Genomic DNA, 23,229 nt, shown 5'->3' with positions numbered 1-23,229 from the left:
CCATATCCGGTGCACGATTTGCCAAGGGCGCCCGTCACACCCACAGACGCCTATCGCGGCAGACCCACGAACACCGCCACCGTGCGGCCCGGCACCGTCAGCGTGCCGGTGGCCGGGTCGGAGGCCGACTCTCGTACGACGGGATCGCCGGAGGCCGCCTGCACGGGGTGGAGCGACACCGGCTGCCCGGCCAGCGGCTCCACGACCTGGTCACATGTGGACGGGGTGGCGTTGAAGACCACGGTGACCGACGACCACCGCGGATCCAGCCCGGCCGTGTCCACGTGCATCGTGATCACCCCCTCGGCGGACGCGGGGAACGACAGCCGCCGGCGCACCTCGTCCGCCGACCCCAGCGCGAACGCCGGCGACGACGCCCTGATCCGCAGCAGCTCCCCGAACCGGGCCCGGCAGTCGCCGATCTCCGCGCAGCCGGGCTTCAAAGCCGGGTCCGCCAGCAGCGGCCTGGCGTACGGCCACCGGTCCTCGTTCTCGGCCTTCGGCGGCAGGCCGGCGCCGAACCCGTTCCCGGAAGCGCAGTCCCACAGCAGCCGGTTGAACCAGTCGCCGGAGTCGTAGGAGTTGCGGTCGAGGGACTTCGAGCGCAGCCGCTCGCTGCCCGCGTGCACGAACGCCGTCCCCTGCGCCAGCAGCACCGTGGCCAGCGACAGCACCTGCATGCGCACCCGGTCGGCCATCGGCGTCCGCTGCGGCAGCTTGTACGCCAGCGCGTCGAAGAGCGTCTCGTTGTCGTGCGCGTCCACGTACGCCACCGCCTCGCCCGGCGCGGCCGTGTAGCCGGCGGGAGAGCCGTTGTAGGAGATCTCCGAGCCCTTCTTCCCGGACGGCAGCACGTAGTCGCGCAGGCTGCCGGTCAGCCCGATCCTGACGAGGTCGGCGTAATACGCGAGCCGGGCCCGCTGCTGCTCGGCCGTGCCGTTTGCGGGGGACCCGTTGGGCGCGCCCGCCAGCCCCGAGCCGAACCCCTGCACGCGGGGGTCGGGGTCGAACGGGCTGCCGCCGCGCACCGCGTCGCGCAGCCTGTCGGTGAACGTGCCGATGCCGGTCCCCGCCAGGTTCGCCTGCGTGGCCTGCTCGAACCTGGCGTCGCCGGCCACCTCGCCGAAGTTCCAGCCCTCGCCGTACAGGATGATCGACTTGCCGTCCACGCCGTCCCTGCCGGGGGTCAGCTCGTCGAGGGCGCGGCGGACGGCGAGGAGGCCGGCCTTCGGGTGGTGGCCCATGAGGTCGAAGCGGAAACCGTCGATCTTGTACTGTCTCGCCCAGGTGACGAGCGAGTCGACGACCAGCTTGCCCATCATCGTGTGCTCGGGCGCGGTGTTGGCGCAGCAGGTCGAGTCGGCCACCCGCCCGTCCTCCAGCAGCCGGTGGTAGTAGCCGGGCACGATCGGGTCGAGCACCTCGGTGGAGTGCGTGTGGTTGTAGACCACGTCCATCACCACGCGCAGCCCGGCCCGGTTGAGCGCGGCGACCATGCCGCGGAACTCCCTGACCCTCTCGTCGGGATCCGTCGCGTACGAGCCCTCGGGCACCGTGTAGTGCAGCGGGTCGTACCCCCAGTTGAAGGAGTCGGTCGCGGCCGTGCGCGCCACGCACTCCTGCTGCCGCTCGGAGTCGGGCGGCAGCGCGGCGAAGTCGCAGTCCGGCTCGATCCTGCCGGACCTGCGCTCGGGGACCGTGGCGAAGTCGAAGACCGGCAGCAGGTGCACGTGCGTCAGCCCGTCCTCGGCCAGCGCCCGCAGCTCCCGCATCCCCGCGGAGTCCGCGCCGAAGGCCGCGTACGTGCCGCGCAGCCCGGCCGGCACGCTCGTGTCGGAGGCGGAGAAGTCGCGCACGTGCAGCTCGTAGATCGACGCCCGGTGCTGGGGGACGGCCGGGGGCTTGGCGAGGCGGTCCCAGCCCGGCGGCTTGAGCGCGGGGCTGTCCAGGTCGACGAGCCTGCTGCGCCCGCCGTCGGGCGTCACGGCCAGGCCGTACGGGTCGGTGACCTCGTTCGTCCCCGAATGCAGTGTGACGAGGAAGGTGTACTCGCGGCCCCACCATGTCGGCAGCCCGCGTACCGACCAGACGCCGGTCTCGTCGTCGCGCCGCATGGGATGGAGCGTGCGCGCGCCGGCGCCCCGGCGCGGCCACCACCCGCCGCGGGAGCCGTACAGGGCCAGCTCGACCTTACGCGCGGTCGGCGCCCAGAGCGACAACTTGGGGAACACCCGGCCCGCCGGACCGAGCCTGGCGCGGGCAGCCGCGGCGTAGAGGTCGTCGAGCACGCCGGGGATCTGCACGCCCGTGGCCGCCACCACCGCGCCCGAGGCGTCCCGCTCCTCGGCCACGACCCGCTCGCGCAGCGCCGCCCGCACCAGCCCGGCGTCGCGCGGGTCCACCTTCAGCGCGGTGTACGACGCCAGGTGCGGCCACCTGCCCCGCTGCTCGTCGCTCAGCGTCCCGGACGTCAGGCGGATGACCCCGGCGCCGAAGGCCAGGCAGTGCCGGCACGACGGGTCGACCTGCCACGCCACCGTGTCCCGGTCGATCCAGTGCGCCCTCGCCTCGCCCTCACCGATCACGACGCCTTGCAATCCTTTCTGGAAATTTCTGAAACCGTCCGAATCAATCCCTGACGAAACAGTCGCCGACCGCCCGGTGAGCAAGGGTCCACAATAGGGGACGGCCTGCGAAAACGTCGGCGGACACGGCGTACGGCGGCCGACAGGACGGCGTCGCGGGCCAATGTAACAACTTGCAGAATCCTTACGAACCCATCTTTCTCCGAGCGTCATGTCGGCGTAACGTCCGGCGTGTTCCCCACCTCTCGACACCAAGAGGAGAAGGACATGCGACGACTCTTACCCGCCGCAGCGGTCGTTGCGGCATCCACTCTGATGCTTTCCGCTTGTGGCGGCGGTGGAGGGACGGCTCCTCCCGCCGCGTCCGTTTCCGACCCGTCGAAGGTCAGCGGCGAGATCACCTGGTGGGACACGACGCGGCCTGACAGTGAGGGGCCGACGTTCCAGGCGTTGATCAAAGAGTTCGAGGCGAAGTACCCGCAGGTCAAGGTCAAATATGTGAACGTGCCGTCGGACCAGGCGCAGGGCCAGTTCCAGACGGCGGCGCAGGCGGGGGCGGGCGCGCCGGACGTGATCCGCTCGGAGGTGGCGTGGACGTCGCAGTTCGCGTCGCTGGGTTATCTGCAGCCGCTGGACGGCACGCGGGCGGTGGACGGCGAGGCCGACTTCCTGCCCGGCCCGTTGAGCAGCACCGAGTACAACGGCAAGACGTACGCCGTGCCGCAGGTCACCGACACCCTGGCGCTGATCTACAACAAACGGCTGCTGAAGGAGGCCGGGCACGAGGAGCCGCCGAAGACGATCGCGGAGCTGAAGCAGACCGCGCTCGACGTCAAGGCCAAGACCGGCGCAGAAGGGCTCGCGCTCAACGTCGACTCCTATTTCCTGCTCCCCTTCATCTACGGCGAGGGCGGGGACCTGCTCGACGTGGCGAACAAGAAGATCGTGATCAACTCGCCGGAGAACGTGAAGGCGATCCAGACCGTGGCCGACCTGATCAGCTCGGGCGCCGCGCCCAAGCCCGCGACCACGGAGAGCTACGCCAACGCGATGACCGCCCTGAAAGAGGGCAAGGCGGCGATGATCTACAACGGGCCGTGGTCGTTGTCGGAGATCTACCAGGGCAAGGAGTTCAAGGACAAGAAGAACCTCGGCATCGCGCCGGTCCCGGCCGGCTCCGCCAAGGCCGGAGCCCCCACGGGCGGCTGGAACCTGGCCATCTACGCCGGGTCGAAGAACATCCCGGCCGCCTACGAGTTCGTCCGCTTCATGACCACGGTGGACGCTCAGGCGAAGATCGCCAAGGAGATCAGCCTCCTGCCGACCCGTACCTCCGCCTATGCCAAGCCTGACGTGCAGGGCAACCCCGACGTGGCCGTCTTCAAACCGATCATGGACACCGCCGTCCCACGGCCGTGGATCCCCGAGGGCGGGCAGCTGTTCCAGCCGCTGCTGGAGGGCTATCAGTCGCTCGTCGGCGGCAAGTCCGCACCCGCGGACATGCTCAAGAAGGTCGACGAGCAGTACCGCGGGATCATGAAGGACTGGAGCTGACCGGTGGCGGTCTCGACCGGACGGGTGACGGCCGCGGGTGAGGGCGCCCGCGGCCGTCACGGTGACAAGCCTGGACGGTTGCGGCGCTCGCCGGCGGCCCACTGGTACGCGTGGGCGATGATCGCGCCGGTGCTGGTCGTGATGGCGGTGCTGATCGGCTGGCCGCTGGCGCGCGGGGTGTACCTGTCGCTGACGGACGCCACCGAGGCGAACATCGGCCGCACCATCGGGGTGAACGTCATCCCGGCCACCTACGAGTTCGTCGGCCTGGACAACTACCTGCGGATCCTGACCTCGAGCCTGTTCTGGGACAAGCTCGTCTGGACCGTGGTGTGGACGGTGGCCTGCGTGGCGCTGCACTACGGCATCGGGCTCGGCCTGGCCGTGATGCTCAACCGCAGGCTGCGGTGGAGATCCGTCTACCGGGTGCTGCTGATCCTGCCCTGGGCGGTGCCCGCCTTCGTCGCGGCCTTCATCTGGCGTTACCTCTACAACAGCGACTACGGCGTGATCAACGGGTTACTCAAGACGGCGGGCCTGTCCGGCGTGGGCTGGCTGGACGACCCGACCACCGCCAAGATCGCGGTGATCGCGGTCAATGTGTGGATCGGGGTGCCGTTCATGATGGTCGCCCTGCTCGGCGGCCTGCAGTCGATCCCGGCCGAGCTCTACGAGGCGGCCGAGGTGGACGGGGCCGGCCCCTGGCAGCGGTTCAGGGCGATCACGCTGCCCGGGCTGCGCCAGGTGTCGTCCACCGTGATCCTGCTGGGCACGATCTGGACGTTCAACATGTTCCCCATCATCTTCCTGGTGACGAGGGGCGGCCCGGGCAGCGAGACCGAGATCCTGGTCACCTACGCCTACCGGGAGGCCTTCACCGGCATCCGCGACTACGCGGGCTCGGCGGCCTGGGGCGTGATCATCCTGCTCATGCTGGTGGTGCTGGCGGTCGGCTACCGCCGCACGTTGCGCGGTCAAGGAGATCCCTGGTGAGCTCAACCCCCCGCGGGCGCGGCGAGCGCGGCCCGCTGGCCTCGATCGGCCTGCACGCCGGGCTCCTGCTCGCCGTGGCCATCTCGCTCTTCCCCGTCGTGTGGCTGGTGCTCACCTCGCTCAAGCCGCGCGACGGCTGGCTCTCGACCGAGCTGCAGTTCTTCAACCACTCCTCGCTCGACAACTACGTGCGCGTGCTCACCGCGACCGAGTTCCCGCAGTGGCTGCTCAACAGCGTGCTCACCGCCGGTCTGACCATGCTGGCCGGGGTGTTCCTCGCGGCGACCACCGGGTACGCGGTCAGCCGGTTCCGCTTCCCCGGGCACCGCTCCGTGATGTGGCTGCTGCTGATCACCCAGATGTTCCCGGTCGCCATCCTCATCGTTCCCCTCTACAACCTGATGGCCGGGCTGGGGCTGCTCAACCAGATCCCCGGCCTGGTGATCGCGTACATGACGATCGCGGTGCCGTTCTGCGCCTGGATGATGAAGAGCTACTTCGACACGGTGCCGGTGGAGATCGACCAGGCCGCGATGGTGGACGGGCTGACCCCGTTCGGCACCTTCTGGCGCGTGGTGCTCCCGCTCGCCCGGCCGGGGATCGCGGTGACGGCCTTCTACTGCTTCATGACGGCCTGGGGCGAGGTCGGGTACGCCACGGTGTTCATGACGCAGGAGGACAAGCGCACGCTGGGGGTGGGGCTGCAGCAGTTCATCGGGCAGCACTGGTCGGACTGGGGGTTGATGACGGCCTCCGCCGTGCTCATCGCCATCCCCGCCGGCGCCGTCTTCCTGCTCGTCCAGCGCCACCTGATCACCGGACTCACCGCGGGCGCCACCAAGTCGTGACTGTACGTAGCCGCCGCCTGGCGGGACCATGGCGGCATGGACGGTTTCCTCGACGAGACCTGCGAAGGTGTGACCGAGCTACGCGTGCACGGCGTCTCCGGCACGCCCCCCGAGGGCATGCTGAACCATCCCCATCCCCGGATCGTCGCGGGGGACGGCACCACCGGGTTCTACCGGCGCTGGTCGGCGGACGGCAGGCCGCACGGGGAGCACGCGGACGTGCCCGGCACCCGCCACCGCGAGGCGTACGCGTGGGGCGGCCTCACCTCCGGCGGCAGGACGATCGCGCTGTGGCTGCTCCTGCTGCCGTTCTCGCTGGCGAACCTGTCGTACTTCATGCTCCCCAGACCGCCGCGCGGGAGGTGGCTGCGGCACGTGACCGAGGCGGCCCAGCGGCTGTTCGCCCTGCTGCTGACCGGGACGCTCGTGGGGGCCGTCACCCGGGCCAGTGTCGATCTCGTGGGCTGGCAGTGCACCGCCGCCGGCCGGGCCTGCACGTACGACACCGCGCCCGTGTGGGTGCACTGGCTGGGCGCGCTGTGGGGGAACGAGCCGTCGAAGCGGCTGGCCGTCACCGCCCTGGTGCCGCTGGCGGTCGTCGTGCTGCTGTGGTGGATCGCGCGGCGTACCTGGGAGCGCGACGAGCGTACGGTCCTGCCGCCCGGCACCCCCGCCGATGAGGGCGCCGGTGACGGCGTGCTGCTGGCCCAGCCGCGGTTGTGGCACGGCGGCGAGCCGGTGTGGCGGCTGCGGGTCGTGCACGTGTGCTTCGCGATCGCGTCGATCGGGCTGGCCGTGTCCGCGCCGTTCTCGGGCACCCGGGTGGGCTTCGTCCTGACCGTGGCCAACGCGGGTGTGCAGGTCGCCGCCGCACTGCTGGTGCTGCTGCCGTGGATCGCCCGGCGGGTCGATCCGGGCGCGGACGAGTGGATTCCCGGGTGGCTCACGTTCGCCTGCAGCGCGCTGCGGGTGGTCGCGCCGCTGGTGTGCCTGGCCACGATCGGGGCGGGGCTGGCGGGGATGTCACCGGCTGCCGCCGGGCGGCAGCTTCCCGGCGTGGGGGTGGGGGCGTTCCAGTTCGCGCTCACGGTCGGGCTCGGCCTGTTCATGCTGGTCACCATGTGCGTGCTGGCCTGGATGGACCGGGCGTCCGGGGAGTCCAGGGCGATGGGCGGGATCGCCGCGTGGTTCGTGCTGATGGTGGCCGCGGGCAGCGCGAACGTGCTGGCGCTCGGTGTGCTCTTCTGGACCGCCACGTTCTTCGGCGTCCCGGGCACCTCCGCCTCTCCCGAGCCGCTCGACCGGCAGCTCTTCCTCGACGACCCGGTGTGGTGGACGGCCGCGCTGGTGCCGCTGCTGGCCGCCGGGTTCGCCGCCCTGGCGGTCATCCTGTACGCGATCCGCGGGTCCGTCGCCGGCCGGCTCACGCCGAAGCTGACCCGCCATTACGGCGAGCACTACGACGACGAGGTGGCCGCCAAGTGGGCGCTCGCCTCGCTGACCGACCGGGCCGGGCTGGTGCTGGGCGTGCTCACCGGCATCGGCGTGGCCGGGTTCGCCGCGGTGACCGTGATCTACCAGTTCCGGCTGTTCACCCCGGAGGGCGGCCTCGCGGGGCTGCTGGCCACGCTCGGGAGCTGGGCCATGACGGCGGTCATCGTGGGCCTGGCGCTGCTCGGGCGCCGCACGTACAGCGACTCCGGGCTGCGCCGGACGATCGGTATCGTCTGGGACATCTCCACGTTCTGGCCACGCGCGATCCACCCGCTCTCCCCGCCCTGCTACACCGAGCGCGTCATCCCCGAGCTGATCGCCCGCCTGGACAGGCTCGCCGGCAACTCGCGGGACCAGGTGGTCCTGTCCGGGCACAGCCAGGGGAGCGTCATCACCGCCGCCCTGGTGCTGCAGCTCAAGCCCGAGCTGCGGGCCCGGGTCGGGATGCTCACCCACGGGTCGCCGCTGCGCCGCCTGTACGCCGCCTTCTTCCCCGCCTACTTCGGCACCGCCGCGCTGTCGGCCGTCCGGGACGCCGTTCCCTGGTACAACCTCTACCGGCTGAGCGACCCCATCGGCGGGCCCGTCTTCGGGCGCGTCGACCCCCTGGCCGCGTCCTCCGGCCACCCGAACGGGGTGGACCTGTTCTGCTGGGACCCGATCCAGCCCGGCCCGGGCGAGCCGCTGCCCGAGGCGCGCTGGCACTCCGACTACTGGCTCGACCCGCCGTACGACGAGGCGCTGGCCCGGTTGATCGTCAAGAGGCCCACGTCTGACCGCCCGGCCCGGTAGCGCGCCGGCGTCCGGTCACCAGGCGAGGAAGAGCTCCTCGGGGGCCCGGCGGATGAGCGTGGCCGCCATGGCGACGTGCTCGCGGGCGAGGTGTAGGCCGGGCAGCTCGCGTACGAGCAGCTCCAGGGTGATCCTGAGCTGCTCGCGGGCCAGCAGCGCGCCCGGGCAGCCGTGCACGCCGTGGCCGAACGACAGGTGCCGCACCGGCTCCCGGGCGATGTCGAACTCGTCCGGCCGCTCGAACACCGCCTCGTCCCGCCCCGCCGAGCCGAACGACACGAACACCGTGTCGCCCACGTCCAGCGCGGTCCCCGCCAGCTCCAGGGGCCTGGTCACCGTGCGGCGGAAGCCCTGCACCGGCGCCTCGAACCTGGCCGCCTCCTCGATCGCCGCGCCCGCCAGCTCCGGCCGCCCGCACAGCAGCTCCCACTGGCGGCGCTCGCGCAGCAGGCGGTGCACGACGGTGCCGAGCAGCGCGGTCGTGGTGAGGTGGCCGGCCAGCATGACGTTCTGCGTGTTGGCCACGATCTCGTCGCGCTGCTCCGGCGTCGGCTCGCCGGGGCCGGGGGCGAGGCCGCGCGACAGCTCGCCGGTCAGGCTGTCCTCGGTCCTCGACCTGGCGGCGTGCGCGTCCAGCATCCGCCGCAGCGCCGCCACCTCGCGCGCCGCGGCGACCTGCCGCTCCTCCGGCATCGGCGTGAACAGCAGGTCCTCGGCCCTGTCGCCGGCCTGGACCGCGCCGGGCACGTCGGCCGGGTCGAGGCCGAGCAGGTGCCCGATCACGGCGGCCGGGAGCGGCCTGGCGTACCCGGACATCCACTCCACGGTGCCGGCCCCGCTCCCAGGGCGCGCGAACGACGCGACCAGCTCGCCCGCCGTGGCCCGGATGAACGGCAGCGCCGCCGTCACCTTGGCGGGGGACAGGCCGCGGGTGAGCGGCCAGCGGTAGCGGGCGTGCGCCTCGCCGTCGGTGCTCAGCACCACGGGGGCGTTGCCGGGCACGGCCGCAAGCTCGGCGAACGCCGCCGGGCCCGGGATCACGTCCGGCCGCAGCGCGCCCTTGGAGGAGAAGTCGTCAGGGCGCCCCAGCACCTCGCGCACGTCGGCGTGCCGGGCCACCAGCCAGGCGTCCAGCTCCTCGACGAACGTCAGCCCCCGGGCCGAGCGGGCCCTGGCGTAGACGGGATACGGGTCGCGGTAGAGCGCCTCTCGATCCACGCGTCCCATGCTCTTAGCCGGGCGGCGGGCGGGCAAGATCTGAAATTATCTTTTAGTTCACTCCTAAGTCTTGAAAGTTATATCCACGAGCGATTGAGTTCGGTCGTGCAGTCCCTCAGAATCCTGGCCGCCGCGGCCCTCGTGTTAGGCCCCCTGGCCCTGACCGCCGCCCCCGCGCAGGCCGATCCCGCACCCCCCGCAGAGGACGCGCTCAAGGCGTCGTCCTATCCGCCGCCGTCCACGCTGCTCGCGCAAGACGCCGGGCAGAGGCTGCAGACGGCCAAGAGGACCCGGCCGGTGGCGCCGGGCATCTCGCTGACCTCGTTCGACACCTACGACGCGCTCGGCTGGCTGCGCGCGGACGCGGTCACCGCCGACCTCGGCGGCGCCAGGGCCGACTACGTGTTCTCCGGCGAGGTCACCAAGACCGAGCCGCTGTCCGGGCCGGCCAAGCGCGCGCACGCCGTCGCGGCCGTCAACGGCGACTTCTTCGACATCAACCGCTCCGGCGCCGCCCAGGGCATCGGCGTGCAGAACGGCTCGCTGGTGCAGTCGCCCGTCGCCGGCCACGAGAACGCGGTCGCGGTCACCGGCGACGGCGTCGGGCGCGTGCTCAAGATGTACTTCGAGGGCACCGCCACGCCGGCCGGCGGGTCGCCGATCAAGCTCACCCAGTTCAACCAGATCGTGCAGAGCGGCGGCGTCGGGCTGTTCACGCCCCTGTGGGGCGCCTACACCCGGGCCCGCGCCGTCGAGGGCGCGACGTCCGTCGCCGAGGTCGTCCTGGTGGACGGCGTGGTCTCCGAGGTACGCACATCCGCGGGCACCGGCCCGATCCCCGCCGGGACCACGATCCTGCTGGGCCGCGACGCCGGCGCCACCGCGCTGTCCGCGTTGAAGGCAGGCGACCGCGTCGATGTGCGGTACCAGCCGAAGGCGTCGGACGGCAGCCAGGTCAAGGCGGCCGTCGGCGGCAACTGGGTGCTGGTCAAGGACGGCGTCGTGCAGAACTCCACCGACCCGGCCGCGCACCCCCGAACCGCCGTCGGGTTCTCGGCCGACGGCAGGAGGATGTACCTGCTGACCGTGGACGGCCGCCAGGCCGACAGCCGCGGCGTCACGCTCAACGAGCTGGCCGCCATGATGGCCGACCTCGGCGCCGCCGACGCGCTCAACCTCGACGGCGGCGGCTCCTCCACCATGCTGGCCCGCGAGCCCGGCGCCGCCGACGTCCAGGTGGAGAACAGCCCCTCCGACGGCGGCGAGCGGCACGTCCCCAACGGCCTCGCGCTCTACGCGCCCGAGGGCAGCGGCAAGCTCAAGGGCTTCTGGCTGGAGACCGCGAGCGATCCCGCCAAGGCGCCCGGCGTCGGTCCCGTCGCCGGCGGCCGCCCCGACCGCGTCTTCCCCGGCCTCACCAGGCGGCTCACCGCCGCCGGATACGACGAGACGTACGGCCCCGCCGCCGGCACGCCGTCGTGGCGGGCCAACCCGGCGGTGCACGGCGTCATCCGCGACGGGAGGTTCCACGCGCTGGTGCCCGGCCAGACCACCGTCACCGCCTCCCGCGGCGCCGCCAAGGGCACCATCGGCCTGACCGTGCTGCAGCCGCTCGAGCGGCTCGGGGTCACCGCCGACCGGCTCGGGCTGGCGGGCGCCGACGGTGTGGCCACGTTCGGCGTGGTCGGGTACGACCGCAACGGCAACTCCGCGCCCATCGAGCCCTCCGACCTCACGCTCGACTACGACAAGAGCCTGTTCGAGGTGACCGCGGCCGAGCAGGGCTACTTCTCCGTCAAGGCCAAGCAGGCCAAGGGGTCCGGCCTGATCACCGCCAAGGTCGGCAAGATCAGCACCGCCGTGCCGGTGACGGTCGGGTTCGAGGAGAAGCCGGTCGCCGACTTCGAGGACGCGGCCAAGTGGACGTTCGCCGCCGCCCGCGCCACCGGCTCACTGTCGGCCGCGCCAGGGCAGAGCGGTGGCGGCCTCAAGCTGTCGTACGACTTCACCACCTCGACCGCGACCCGGGCCGCGTACGCCAGCCCGCCGCAGCAGATCGTCGTCGACGGGCAGCCGCAGGCGTTCGGGCTCTGGATCAACTCCACGGGCAAGGGCGAGTGGCCGAGCCTGGAGTTCTACGACGCGCTCGGCCAGTCGCAGATCCTGCGCGGGCCGTACATGACGTGGACCGGGTGGAAGTACGTCGAGTTCGCCGTGCCGCCCGGCGTGAACTACCCGCTCAAGCTGCGGCGCTTCTACGTGGCCGAGACCAAGGCGGACGCGAGGTACACCAACGAGATCCTCATCGACGGCCTGGTCGCCAAGGTGCCCCCGTCGGTCTCCGCGCCGGCCGCGCCCCGGACCGCCGATCCGGTGGTCAAGGCGGACGTGGCCAGGATGCCGTGGCGGTTCGCCGTCATGTCGGACGCGCAGTTCGTGGCCAGGGAGCCGAACAGCGACATCGTCAAGAACGCGCGCCGCACGCTGCGCGAGATCAAGGCGGCCAAGCCCGACTTCCTGCTGATCAACGGCGACCTGGTGGACGAGGCGTCGCCCGAGGACTTCGCGCTGGCCAAGAAGATCCTCGACGAGGAGCTGGGCGGAACGCTGGAATACCACTACGTTCCCGGCAACCACGAGGTCATGGGCGGGAAGATCGACAACTTCAAGGCCGTCTTCGGTGACACGTACGGCACCTTCGACCACAAGGGGACCCGCTTCGTCACTTTGGACACCTCCCGCCTGAACCTGCGGGGCGGCGGCTACGAACAGGTGGCCATGCTCCGTACCCAGCTGGACAAGGCCGCCACCGACCCATCGGTAGGGTCGGTCACGGTCCTGTTCCACGTCCCGCCGCGCGACCCGACGCCCGGCAAGGGCAGCCAGCTCGGCGACCGCAAGGAGGCGGCGCTGGTGGAGGGCTGGCTGGCCGACTTCCAGCGCACCACCGGCAAGGGCGCCGCGTACATCGGGGCGCATGTGGGGACGTTCCACGCCTCGCACGTGGACGCGGTGCCGTACTTCATCAACGGCAACTCCGGGAAGAACCCGGCCACCTCGCCCGACGACGGCGGCTTCACCGGGTGGTCGCTGTGGGGCGTGGATCCTGTCACGCCTGCGGAGGCGGAGCACGTGCGGCGCAACTGGTTCGCGGACGCGCCGGACTGGATCGGCACGCAGGTCCGGCCGCACGTGGACGACCTCGTGCTCACCGCCCCCGCCACGGTCGCGGTCGGGACACCCGGCACGGTGACGGCCGCGGTCAAGCAGGGGACCCGTACGGTTCCCGCGGCCCACCCGGTCTCGGCGGTCTGGTCCGGCTCGCCGAACCTGCACATCGGCTCCCGACAGACGGCCAAGCCGTGGCACGTGGCCGTCCTCGACCCCTCGGCGGGGACGCTGACGGCGCTGCGGGCGGGCCAGGTGACGGTGGCCGTGACGGTGAGCGGCGTCACGCGCCAGTCCGCCGTGGCGCTGACCGCCAAGGCCGCCGCCTGACGGCCGGCCCCAGGCCCCGAGGCCACGAGCGCACGACGCCAGGGTCCGGCGTCGTGCGCTCGTCCCACGCCGGACGCTGGACGGGAAATGCGGCTGTTGTTAGCCTTTCAGGAGGTTTTCCTGGTGCTTGAGAGGCCCATGGACAGACTGTCTGACGACGACCTGGCGCTGTTGCTGCTGATCCGGTTCTTCGAGCTGAAGCTGCTCGCGCTCTTCGAGCGGGGCGAGCTCAACGGCACCACCCACACCTGCCTCGGCCAGGAGTACGTCCCCGTCGCCCTGCGGACGCTGCTGCGCGAGAGCGACTGGGTGTTCAGCAACCACCGGGGCCACGGCCACTACCTGGCCAGGTTCGAGGACCCGGAAGGGCTGCTTGCCGAGATCATGGGCAGGAAGGGGGCCATCTGTGACGGCGTGGGCGGCAGCCAGCACCTGAAGCGCGACCGCTACCTGTCCACCGGCGTGCAGGGGCAGAGCCTGTCCGTGGCGGCCGGGGTCGCGTTACGGCTGAAGCGGCACGAGCCGGGCGCGCTGGCCTGCGTCTACATCGGCGACGGCACCTGGGGCGAGGGCGCCGTGTACGAGGCGCTCAACCTGGCCCAGCTCTGGCGGCTCCCGCTGCTGGTGGTGGTCGAGCACAACGGCATCGCCCAGTCCACGCCGACCGCCCTCCAGATGGCGGGCACGGTGGAGGGGCGGGCGCGGGCGTTCGGCATTGAGCACGAGCGGCTGGATATTTCCGATATTTCGGTCATTCGCCCGCGGCTGGCTCCCCGGATCGAGCGGGTCAGGGAGGAGTCGCGGCCGCTGGTGGTGGAGTTCGCCACCCACCGCCTCGGCCCCCACAGCAAGGGCGACGACACCCGGCCGCCGGACTTCCCGCGTGCCGACTGGTTCGCCGCCTACCAGGCCGCGCACCCCGTACAGTCCGCCAGGATCGAGGCGGCGGCCCGTACCCGGATCGACCGGATCGCCGCCGAGGTCGCCGCCCGCCCGCCGGCCGTCTGGGCCGTCGCGTGAGGGCCGGCGAGAACCTCAACCGCGCCCTGCACGGCCTCCTGGCGGACGACCCCTCCGTGTACGTCCTCGGCGAGGACCTCCTCGACCCCTACGGCGGCGCATTCAAGATCACCAAGGGGCTGTCCACCCGGTTCCCCGACCGCGTGCTCACCACCCCGCTCAGCGAGGGCGCCGTCGTCGGCGCGGCCTCGGGCCTGGCGCTGGCGGGCGGCAAGGCAGTCGTCGAGATCATGTTCGCCGACTTCGCGGCACTCGCCTTCGACCAGATACTCAACTTCGCCAGCAAGTCCGTCACCATGTACGGGACCAGGGTGCCCCTGCCGCTGGTGATCCGCTGCCCGTCCGGCGGCCACCGCGGCTACGGGCCGACCCACAGCCAGAGCCCGCAGAAGCACTTCATCGGGATCCCCGGGCTGTCGCTGTTCGAGATGTCGCCCTTCCACGACAACCGGGCCGTGCTCGATCGCATGCTGGCGCTGGGGGAGCCGAGCCTGCTGTTCGAGGACAAGGTGCTGTACACGCGGCGCATGTTCGAGGTGGACGAGCCGTTCCGGTGGGACCTCGCAGGCGATGTGGCCGTGGTCCGCCTGGACTCGGGCGACTCCGATGTCCTGGACATCCCCCCGGGCGATCTCGACTACGTGCTGATCGTCCCGGGCGGGGTCGCGCACCGGGCGCTGGCCGCCATGCGGTCCCTGCTGCTCGATCACGACCTGGCCGGTGTGCTGATGGTCCCCTCGCGGCTGTACCCCTTCGACCCGTCGGCGCTGCTGCCCGTCCTCGGGCGGGCGCCGCTGGTGTGCGTGGCCGAGGACGGCAGCGCGGGCGGCACCTGGGGCGGCCATGTGGCCGCCGGCCTGCACACCAGGCTCTGGGGACGGCTCGCCCGGCCGGTCAAGCTGGTCAACTCGGCTGACAGCGTGATCCCCACGGCCGCCCACCTGGAGCGCGACGTGCTGGTGCAGGACGCCACGATCCGCCGCGCCGTACTGGAGGGGCCCCGGCCAGCCGCTCCCGCCAGTAGTCCACGTCGCCCCCGTGCTGGGCGCGCTGCCAGGCCGCGAAGTCGCCATACGTCACGGGCAGGTCCGGGGCCGTCCCGCTGGTGCAGAACGACAGGATCTCGCGCAGCAGGATGTTCGCGGACCAGCCGTCGGCCGCGATGTGGTGGACGGCCAGGGCCAGCACGTGGTCGTCGGGCGCCAGCCGCACCAGCAACGCCCTGATGACCGGCCCCGACAACAGGTCGAACGGCTCCGCCAGGAACGGCCCCACCAACTCCCTGGCCGCCTCCGCCGATCTCGCCTCCTCGACGGTGAGCGGGACTTCGGCCTCCTCCGACACCAGCACGTCCGGCTGCCCGTCCGCGCCTTCCGGGAAGCGGGTGCGCAGCGGCTGGTGCCGCTCGCACACCTTGCGGAGCGCCGCCTCGAGCGCGTCGGCCTGGAGCGGCCCGCGCACCCGCCGCACCAGCGGGATCGTGTACGCGGCGTTCCCTGGGGCGTACTGCTCCATGAACCACAGCCGCTCCTGCGCGTACGACAGGGGCGGGGGCTGGCCGGCGGGCAGCGCCGGGATGCTCGGCCGCGGCCGGTCACGCCTGCGGAGCCGCTGGGTGAGCAGCGCCCGCTGGGCCTCGCTCAGCTCAGTCATGCGCCCTCACTCCGTCCCTCCGGAGCTCGCGGATCCAGCAGGCTCCTGGCCTGCTCGTCGGACAGCCCCGCCACCTCGGCCACCAGCGCCTCCTCGACGGCCCGCGCCAGGCCGGCGACGGTCCGGCGGTCGAACAACGTACGGATCGGCAGGTCCACGCCCGCGAGGGCGCGCAACCTGGCGGCCACCCTGATGGCCAGCAACGAGTGGCCGCCGAGGGCGAAGAAGTCGTCGAACGCGCCGATCTTGCCGGCGCCGAGCACCTCCGCCCAGACGTCGGCGACCAGCTCCTCGGCGTCGGTCCGCGGCGGCGTGTCGTCGCTCCCCACGGGGCCGTCCGGCTCGGGGAGCGCGGCCTTGTCGAGCTTGCCGTTGCGGGTGAGGGGGAGCGCGTCGAGCAGCACCCAGTGCGCGGGCACGAGGTACGGTGGCAACGCCCGTGCCACGTGGGCCGAGAGGTCGGTGGGCGGGTCGTCGGGGGAGCGCGGGACGACGTAGGCCACCAGGTCGCCGTCCCTGGCGAGCACGGCCGCCTGGCGGACGCCGGGGTGCGTGCGCAGGCAATGCTCGATCTCGCCCGGCTCGACGCGGAAGCCGCGCACCTTCACCTGCTCGTCCAGGCGGCCGAGGAACTCCAACTGACCGTCGCGCCGCAGCCGCACCCGGTCGCCCGTGCGGAAGTAGCGGCCGTCCGGCAGGGTGACGAAGCCGGCGCCGTCGGGCGCGTCGAGGTAGCCGCGGGCCACGCCGGGGCCGCCGATGTACAGCTCGCCGGCGGCCCCGGGCGGGGTGGGGGAGCCGTGGCGGTCGAGGATCTTGACCGGGGTCGCGTCTATCGGGCGGCCGATCGGCGGGTGCGGGTCCCCGCCTGACAGCTCGGCCGTCGTGGCGATGATCGTCGTCTCCGTCGGGCCGTACGTGTTGACCAGGCGCACCCGGTCGCCGAAGCGGTCACGCCAGCGGGCCACCGCCTCCGCACGGACCTGCTCGCCGCCGAGGATCACCAGGCGGAGCCGCTGCGGCCAGGCGATCTCGTCGATCAGGTCGACCAGGTGGTGGAAGTACGCGGTGGGCAGGTCGAGCACCGTGACGTCGGGCCGGCGGGCGAGGAGGTCCGGCAGGGTGGCGCCGCCGCCCGGCAGCAGTTCGACCGTGGCGCCCGCGGCCAGCGCCGGGTGGAGCTCCTCGGCGTGGGTGTCGAAGCTGAGGGACGCGAGCTGGACGACGCGGTCGCCGGGGCGCAGGCCGTACGCGGTGCGCATCCACCTGACCCGCTCGGCCAGCCCGGCGTGCTCGACGGCCGCGCCCTTCGGGGTGCCGGTGGAGCCGGAGGTGTAGATCACATAGGCCAGCCCGGGCGCGGCCGCACCCCGCTCGCCGGGCTCGACCCGCGGCCCGTCCGTGACGGTGCACGACGTTCCCGCGGCCATGGCGCGCAGGCGCTCCGGCGGGTACTCCGGGTCCAGCGGCACGTACGCGGCCCCTGCCCGCCAGATCGCCAGCATGGCCACCACCGCGTCGATCGAGCGGCCCATCCGCAGCCCGACCAGGTCCCCGCCGCGTACGCCGCGCTCCGCCAGGTCCGCGGCCAGCCGCGCCACCCGCCGCTCCAGTCCGGCGTACGTCACGGTCTCGGCGCCGCAGCTCACGGCCACCTCGCCGGGGTGCGCCGCCACGGACTCGGCGATCAGCCCGAGCACCGTCCCCGCCTCCGGCTCGGAGACCTGCGCCACCGTCGGGCCGTCCAGCGACGCCAGCACCGCCTCGTCGGACGGCGTGAGCACCGGCAGGCGCGACAGCGGCACCCGCCGGTTCCCCGCGTCGGCCACGCCCCGCAGCACGACGACGAACCGCTCCGCCAGCTCCGCCACCGTCTCCGCGTCGAACAACCCCGCGTCATAACCGAACGCCACCCGCAGCCGCCCCGGCGACCGCCAAGCCTCCACGGTCAGGTCGAACTTGGCCTGCCGGTACCCGTCGTCGAAGAACGACATGCGCACCGGGCCGAGGCGGTCGCGTTCGCCGTCGGCGGTCTGGCTGTTCAGGGTGAACAGGGTCTGGAACATCGGCTTCCTGGACAGGTCCCGCTCGACGTCCAGCTCCGCCAGCAGCTGCTCGAACGGCACGTCGTGATGAGCCATCGCCTCCAGGACCGTCCCGCGCGTCCTGGCCAGCAGCTCCTCCACCGTCGGATCGCCCGACAGGTCGCCGCGCAGCACCAGCGTGGTGCTGAGATAGCCGATGAGCGGCTCCAGCTCCACCCGGTCCCGCCCCGCCGTCGGCGACCCGACCAGCACGTCGTCCTGCCCCGTGTGCCGGGACAGCAGGATCTGGTACGCCGCCAGCAGCACCATGAACAACGTCACCCGATGCCCGCGCGCCGCCTTCTCCAGCGCCGCGAGCAGGTCGCCCGGCACCTCCATCACGTGGAAGCCGCCCCGCGTCGCCCCCGGGCGGTGCGGCCGGTCCGTGTGCAGGTCCAGCGTGGGCGGGTCGGCGAGCCGCGCCCGCCAGTGGTCGAGCGCCGCGCTCCGGTCCTGCTCCCGCTGCCATCCGGCGACGTCCCCGTGCTGCACGGCCAGCGGCGGCAGCTCGGCGGAGGCGTACAGGGCGGCCAGGTCGTCCAGGAACACGGTGATCGACCAGCCGTCCGCCACGATGTGGTGCAGCACGACGCACAGCACATGGTCATCGGGGGCGAGCCGGACCAGCGTGACCCGCAGCGGCGGCGCGGCCCCCAGGTCGAGAGGGGCGTTCGTGCGGGCGCCGACCAGGGCACGTGCCTCGGCCTCGTCCCGGGCGGCCAGCCGCTCGACAGTGACGGGCGCGGGCCGCTCGACGACGGCCACCGGCCGCCCGTCCACCTCGGGGAACCGGGTCCGCAGCGACTCGTGCCTGGCGACCAGCCCGGTCAGCGCCCGCTCCAGCGCCGCCTCGTCCAGCGGGCCCTGGAGCCTGCGCACGATGTACATGTTGTAGGAGGCGTCGGAGGGATCCAGGCGGTGCAGGAACCAGAGGCGTTCCTGGGCGGGGGAGAGCGGCGGCAGCGTCCCGGCCGGGCGGGGCACGAGGGGGCTGCCCTGCTCGCCCGCCAGGTCCTCCAGCATGCCGGCGAACCCGGCCACCGTCGGATGCGTGAACAGCTCCCGCAGCGGCGCCGTCGTCCCCGCCGCCGCCAGCCGGGCGATGACCCGGGTGGCCAGCAGCGAGTGGCCGCCGAGGGCGAAGAAGTCGTCGTCCGCGCCGAGCTCGCCGGTCCCGAGCACCTCGGCGAAGATCCGCGCCACCTGCCGCTCCCTGGCGGTGACCGGAGCCCCGCCCCGGCCGGCCGCCGGGCGCGCGGGCTCGGGCAGCGCCCGCCGGTCCACCTTGCCGTTCGGGGTGAGCGGCAGCGCCGCCAGCGGCACGACCACCGCCGGGATCATGTACGGCGGCAGCCACTCGGCGGCCCGCTCCAGCAGGTCGCCCGGGTGCACGTGCTCGCGGTCCGCGTGGCCGGGGACCACGTAAGCGACCAGGTCGTCGCCCCGCACCAGCACGGCGGCCCGGCGCACTCCGGGGTGGCGCTCCAGCGTGGCCTCTATCTCGCCCAGCTCGACCCGGTGCCCCCGCACCTTGACCTGGCCGTCGCCCCGCCCCAGGAACTCCAGCGTCCCGTCGCCCAGCCACCGCACCCGGTCACCCGTGCGGTACCACCCGTCCGCGAACCGGTCCAGCGGCTCACCGGGCGAGCGCAGGTACCCGAGCGCGAGCCCCGCCCCGCCGATGACCAGCTCACCGGGGACGCCGATCGGCGTGGGCGAGCCCTGCCGGTCGAGCACCCGGACCGTGGTGTTCGCGAGCGGCCGCCCGATGCGGACGCCATGGGGCGAGTCGGGTACCTCCCAGGCCGTGGACCAGATCGTGGTCTCCGTCGGCCCGTACATGTTGAGCAGCCGTCCCACGCGCCTGCGCAGCCTCCTGGCCAGCGCGAGCGGCAGCGCCTCGCCCCCCGCCAGAGCCACAAGACCGGACGGGTCCAGCCCGCCGGACAGCAGCATGCTCCATCCCGACGGCGTGGCCTGCACGTGGGTGACCCCGGACGCGCCGATCAGCCGGGCCAGCGCCATCCCGTCCCGTACGGTGGCGTCGTCGGCCAGCACCAGCCGGCCGCCCGTCACCAAGGGCAGGTACAGCTCCAGCCCGGCGATGTCGAACGACAGCGCCGTGCTCCCCAGCCACACGTCCTCGGGGCCCGATCCCAGCAGCCGCTCCATCCCGGCCAGCAGGTTGACCAGCGCCGAGTGCGGCACCACCACCCCCTTGGGCGTGCCGGTCGAGCCCGAGGTGTGGAGCACGTAGGCCGGAGCGCCGGCCGTCGCCGCCGTCCCGTCATGCACGGCCCCGTCGGCGGCCGGCTCAATCCGCTCGACGTGCGCGGGCAGGGGCGCGGACGGGACGGCCAGCGCGACCCGCACGCCTGCCTGGGCGAGCATGGCCGCGACGCGTCCGCCCGGCAGAGCCGGATCCACCGGCAGGTACGCGGCCCCCGCCATCATCACGCCCAGCAGCGACCCCGGCAGGTCGGCCGTCCGCGGCAGGCACACCGCCACCACCGACCCGGGCCCCGCCCCGCGCGCGAGGAGCTCCGCGGCGACCAGCCGGGCCCGGGCGGCCACCTCCGCATAGGAACGCGTGGCGGAGGCGGACTCCACCGCCACGGCGTCCGGCCGCAGCTCCGAGTGCCGCAGGAACAGGTCCACGACCGTGCCGGACGGCACTTCCAGCGCGGTGTCGTTCCAGGCGGCAAGGAGCCGCCGCTCGCCGGGGGCCGGCAGCTCCAGCTCGGACACCCGCGCGTCGGGACGGTGGGCGACGGACTCCAGCAGCGTGTGGAAGCGTGCCGCGAAGCGCTCGGCCGTCGGCGGCGTGAACAGCTCGGCGCTGTAGACGAACGCCCCGCGCAGCCCCCCGTCGTCTCGCTCGCCGTCCGGCCACAGGTCCACCCGCAGGTCCACCATCGCGGGCGGCGCCCCGTGCGGGAACGGCACGCTCTCCAGCCCCGCGAACGTCGAGGCCTCGCCGTACCCGACGGCAGCGTTGTGCAGTCCGAACATGGTCTGGAAGAGCGGCGTGCGGCTGAGGTCGCGCTCGATGTCGAGCGCCGACAGCACCCGCTCGATCGGCGTCTCGCCGTGCGCCATCGCCTCCACCACGGTACGGCGGGTCCGCCGCAGCAGCTCGGTGAACGTGGGATCGCCCGACAGGTCGCCCCTGAGCACCAGCGTGGAGGCGAACAGCCCGACCATCGGCTCCAGCTCGGGCCGGTCGCGCCCGGCCGTGGGCGAGCCCACCACGATGTCGTCCTGCCCCGTGTGCCGGGCCAGCAGCGCCTGGTACGCGGCCAGCAGCACCATGAACAGCGTGCACCGCTCCGCCCTGGCCAGCCGCCGCAACGAGCCCACCAGCGCGGGGTCGAGATCGAACCACGCCTCCCCGCCCGCGCTGCCCCGCCGGGCCGGGCGCGGCCGGTCCACCGGCAGCTCCAGCGGCGTGGCGCCCGCCAGCCTGGCCGTCCAGTAGGACAGGTCCGCGTCGGCGGCCCGCTGCGCGTCGGCGTACTCGGCGTAGCTCGTCGCCAGCTCGGGTAACCCGGCCGGCCGGCCGTCCCTGCGGGCGGCGTAGCACGTGGCCAGGTCGTCCATGAGCACGTTCAGCGACCAGCCGTCGCCGATGATGTGGTGCAGCACCACGCAGAGCACGTGGTCATCCGGGGCGAGCCGGACCAGCGTGACGCGCAGCGGCGGCGCCGAGCCCAGCTCGAAGGGGGTGTTCGCGCGCTGCTCGAGCAGCCGCTCGGCCTGCTCCGGCGTGTCGAGGTCGACCCGCTCGACCGGCACAGGACCCGGCGGGTCCACGACGGCGACCGGCTGGCCGTCGTGGCCTGGAAAGCGGGTGCGCAGCGACTCGTGCCGCACCACGACGTCGGCGAACGCGCCGGTCAGCGCGCCGATGTCGAGCGGGCCGCGAATGCGGCGCACGACGGCGACCCGGTAGGCGGGGTCGGCCGGATCCAGCCGGTGCAGGAACCAGAGCCGCTCCTGGCCGAGGGAGATCATGCGCGCAGCTCGCTCACCGCCGCCGCCACGCCGCTGACCGTGGGATCGTCGAGGAACACGTCGAACGGCACCTCGACGCCGAGCCGTTTCCTGATCCGCGCGCTGATCTGGGTGATCGTCAGCGAGTGGCCGCCGAGGTCGTACAGGTCCTCGTCGGGGGCGATGTCGTCGATCCGCAGGACCTCCATCCAGATCTGCCGCACCTGCTCGACCAGCTCGCCGTCGAGCGTCACCGGTCCCGCAAGCGGTACGGGCACCGCCACCTGCGGCGCCGGCACCGGCGCGGCGGTGGGCATGGGCAGGTCGGCGAGCCTGAGACCGGGGTCGGCGGCCAGCACGGCACGCAGGTGCTCCCCGGCCAGCTCCACCTGCTCCCGCTCGATGATGTCCGGGCTGTAGTGCAGGGTGAGCTGGAGCCCGTCGTCGCCGTCCACGGCCTGCAGGTGGAGCACGTTCCTGACCATGTGGTTCGGCATCTTCCACGCGGCGGCCAGCTCCAGCCCGGGGAAGGCCACGTCGGCCGCGCGCCGCCGGAAGCTGATCGACACCGGCGCCAGCGCCGGGCGCGGCCTGATGCCGCCCGCCGCCCTGGCCACGGGGACGTCGCGGAAGCCGTTCAGCCGGCGTAGCTGCGCCCGCAGGACGTGGGCCAGCTCCGCGAGGGTGGTGCCCGGCGTGGGCGCGGAGTAGACGGGTAGCTCGGTGGCGAACAGGCCGATGTGGTCCCTGGTCTCCTGCCGTCTGGTGGACATGGCCACCGCGACCGCCGCCTCGGCGTTGCCGTACCCGAACAGGAGGGCGTGCACGGCCGTCAGGAACAGCTCGAACCGCGTGACCCCGGCCCGCTCCCATCCGGCCATCTCGGCCGTCAGGTCGAGCAGGACCGTCTCGCCGCGCCCGGCCGTCCGCGCCGTCCTGGCCACGCCGCCGACCACCACCGTGGGCAGGTCCCGCCAGTGCTCGCGCCAGTACGCCTCCGCCTCGGGCGGGACGGCGGCGGCCGCCCCGTACGGCATGGGCAGCGGCGGCAGCGGCCCGCCCGAGTACGCCGCCGCCAGGTCGCGCACCAGCAGATCCTTCGACTCGCCGTCGAACACCAGATGATGCCCAACGAACAGCAGCAGATGCCGCGACGGCGCCACCTCCGCCAGCGTGAACCGCGCCAGCGGCCCCCTCCCCAGGTCGAACGGCCGGGCGAGCTCCTCCCGGATCAGCGCCTCCGGGTCCGCCGCCTGAACGAACTCGACCGGCGGCCGGTCGGCGGCGGGCACCAGGTGCAGCGCGCCGTCGCGGTCCTCGAACGCGCAGCCCAGCACCGGATGGCGGGCGAGCACCGACTCGCACGCTTTCAGCATCGCCCCCCGGTCCAGCGGGCCGTCGAACCACATGGCGAACGGCATGTGGTAGGCCGTGCCGGTGTCGTGCATCACCTCGGTGATCCACATGCCGTGCTGGGCCTGCGATGCCAGGACCATC

General features: G+C 72.9%; 11 protein-coding genes and 1 pseudogene. 7 read left to right on the top strand and 5 right to left on the bottom strand.

The genetic code is table 11. The features are described from left to right. Window positions 1–50: 50 nt before the first annotated feature. Window positions 51–2,585 carry a pullulanase-type alpha-1,6-glucosidase gene (gene pulA, locus ABN273_RS34650; RefSeq protein WP_349453313.1) on the bottom strand — a complete coding sequence of 845 codons (2,535 nt, stop codon included), beginning with the start codon at window positions 2,583–2,585 and terminating at the stop codon, window positions 51–53. Between the two features lie 267 nt (window positions 2,586–2,852). Between pulA and ABN273_RS34645 the strand changes: the two genes are divergently transcribed. Genes ABN273_RS34645 through ABN273_RS34630 form a run of 4 tightly spaced genes read left to right on the top strand, consistent with a single transcriptional unit; the run spans window position 2,853 to window position 8,266 of the window. Then, the gene (locus ABN273_RS34645) at window positions 2,853–4,139 is read left to right on the top strand and encodes an extracellular solute-binding protein (protein ID WP_349453312.1); all 1,287 of its coding nucleotides are present in this window, start codon (window positions 2,853–2,855) and stop codon (window positions 4,137–4,139) included. Between the two features lie 3 nt (window positions 4,140–4,142). Further along, window positions 4,143–5,132 carry a carbohydrate ABC transporter permease gene (locus ABN273_RS34640; RefSeq protein WP_349453311.1) on the top strand — a complete coding sequence of 330 codons (990 nt, stop codon included), beginning with the start codon at window positions 4,143–4,145 and terminating at the stop codon, window positions 5,130–5,132. Continuing rightward, the gene (locus ABN273_RS34635; RefSeq protein ID WP_349453310.1) at window positions 5,129–5,980 is read left to right on the top strand and encodes a sugar ABC transporter permease; all 852 of its coding nucleotides are present in this window, start codon (window positions 5,129–5,131) and stop codon (window positions 5,978–5,980) included. Before ABN273_RS34640 ends, ABN273_RS34635 begins: the two co-directional genes overlap by 4 nt. Window positions 5,981–6,016: 36 nt before the next feature. Beyond that, a complete protein-coding gene (locus ABN273_RS34630) occupies window positions 6,017–8,266 on the top strand; it encodes a hypothetical protein (protein ID WP_349453309.1) in 2,250 nt (749 codons plus the stop codon). A gap of 15 nt (window positions 8,267–8,281) precedes the next feature. On the opposite strand, the gene ABN273_RS34625 is transcribed toward ABN273_RS34630, so the two are convergent. Beyond that, window positions 8,282–9,484: a cytochrome P450 gene (locus ABN273_RS34625; RefSeq protein ID WP_502911174.1), complete on the bottom strand. Its 1,203-nt coding sequence runs from the start codon at window positions 9,482–9,484 to the stop codon at window positions 8,282–8,284. 105 nt (window positions 9,485–9,589) lie between these two features. On the opposite strand from ABN273_RS34625, the gene ABN273_RS34620 reads away from it, so the two are divergent. The 3 genes and pseudogenes from ABN273_RS34620 to ABN273_RS59740 all read left to right on the top strand — a co-directional run. After that, the gene (locus ABN273_RS34620) at window positions 9,590–12,982 is read left to right on the top strand and encodes a phosphodiester glycosidase family protein (protein ID WP_349453307.1); all 3,393 of its coding nucleotides are present in this window, start codon (window positions 9,590–9,592) and stop codon (window positions 12,980–12,982) included. Between the two features lie 138 nt (window positions 12,983–13,120). Continuing rightward, window positions 13,121–14,002 (top strand): thiamine pyrophosphate-dependent dehydrogenase E1 component subunit alpha, encoded by an 882-nt coding sequence (locus ABN273_RS34615; protein ID WP_349453306.1) that lies wholly within the window; start codon window positions 13,121–13,123, stop codon window positions 14,000–14,002. Continuing rightward, window positions 13,999–14,508: pseudogene (locus tag ABN273_RS59740) on the top strand (alpha-ketoacid dehydrogenase subunit beta); the annotation flags it as partial. The gene ABN273_RS34615 and the pseudogene ABN273_RS59740, both read left to right, overlap by 4 nt. Before the next feature lie 397 nt (window positions 14,509–14,905). On the opposite strand, the gene ABN273_RS59735 reads toward ABN273_RS59740, so the two are convergent. The 3 genes from ABN273_RS59735 to ABN273_RS34600 form a co-directional block, all read right to left on the bottom strand. After that, window positions 14,906–15,517, bottom strand: a complete 612-nt coding sequence (locus ABN273_RS59735; RefSeq protein WP_502911175.1) for a condensation domain-containing protein — start codon at window positions 15,515–15,517, stop codon at window positions 14,906–14,908. Window positions 15,518–15,651: 134 nt separating this feature from the next. Continuing rightward, window positions 15,652–21,753 (bottom strand): non-ribosomal peptide synthetase, encoded by a 6,102-nt coding sequence (locus ABN273_RS34605; protein WP_349453304.1) that lies wholly within the window; start codon window positions 21,751–21,753, stop codon window positions 15,652–15,654. Then, window positions 21,750–23,228, bottom strand: a complete 1,479-nt coding sequence (locus tag ABN273_RS34600) for a condensation domain-containing protein (RefSeq protein ID WP_349453303.1) — start codon at window positions 23,226–23,228, stop codon at window positions 21,750–21,752. The genes ABN273_RS34605 and ABN273_RS34600 overlap by 4 nt, the downstream gene beginning before the upstream one ends. Window position 23,229: the final 1 nt, after the last annotated feature.

Origin of the sequence: Nonomuraea sp. B19D2 (assembly GCF_040137845.1) — a bacterium.
In the GTDB taxonomy this organism is placed as follows: Bacteria; Actinomycetota; Actinomycetes; order Streptosporangiales; family Streptosporangiaceae; genus Nonomuraea.
Note: the sequence above shows the minus strand (reverse complement) of the source record. Positions and strands in the feature narration are given on the sequence as shown.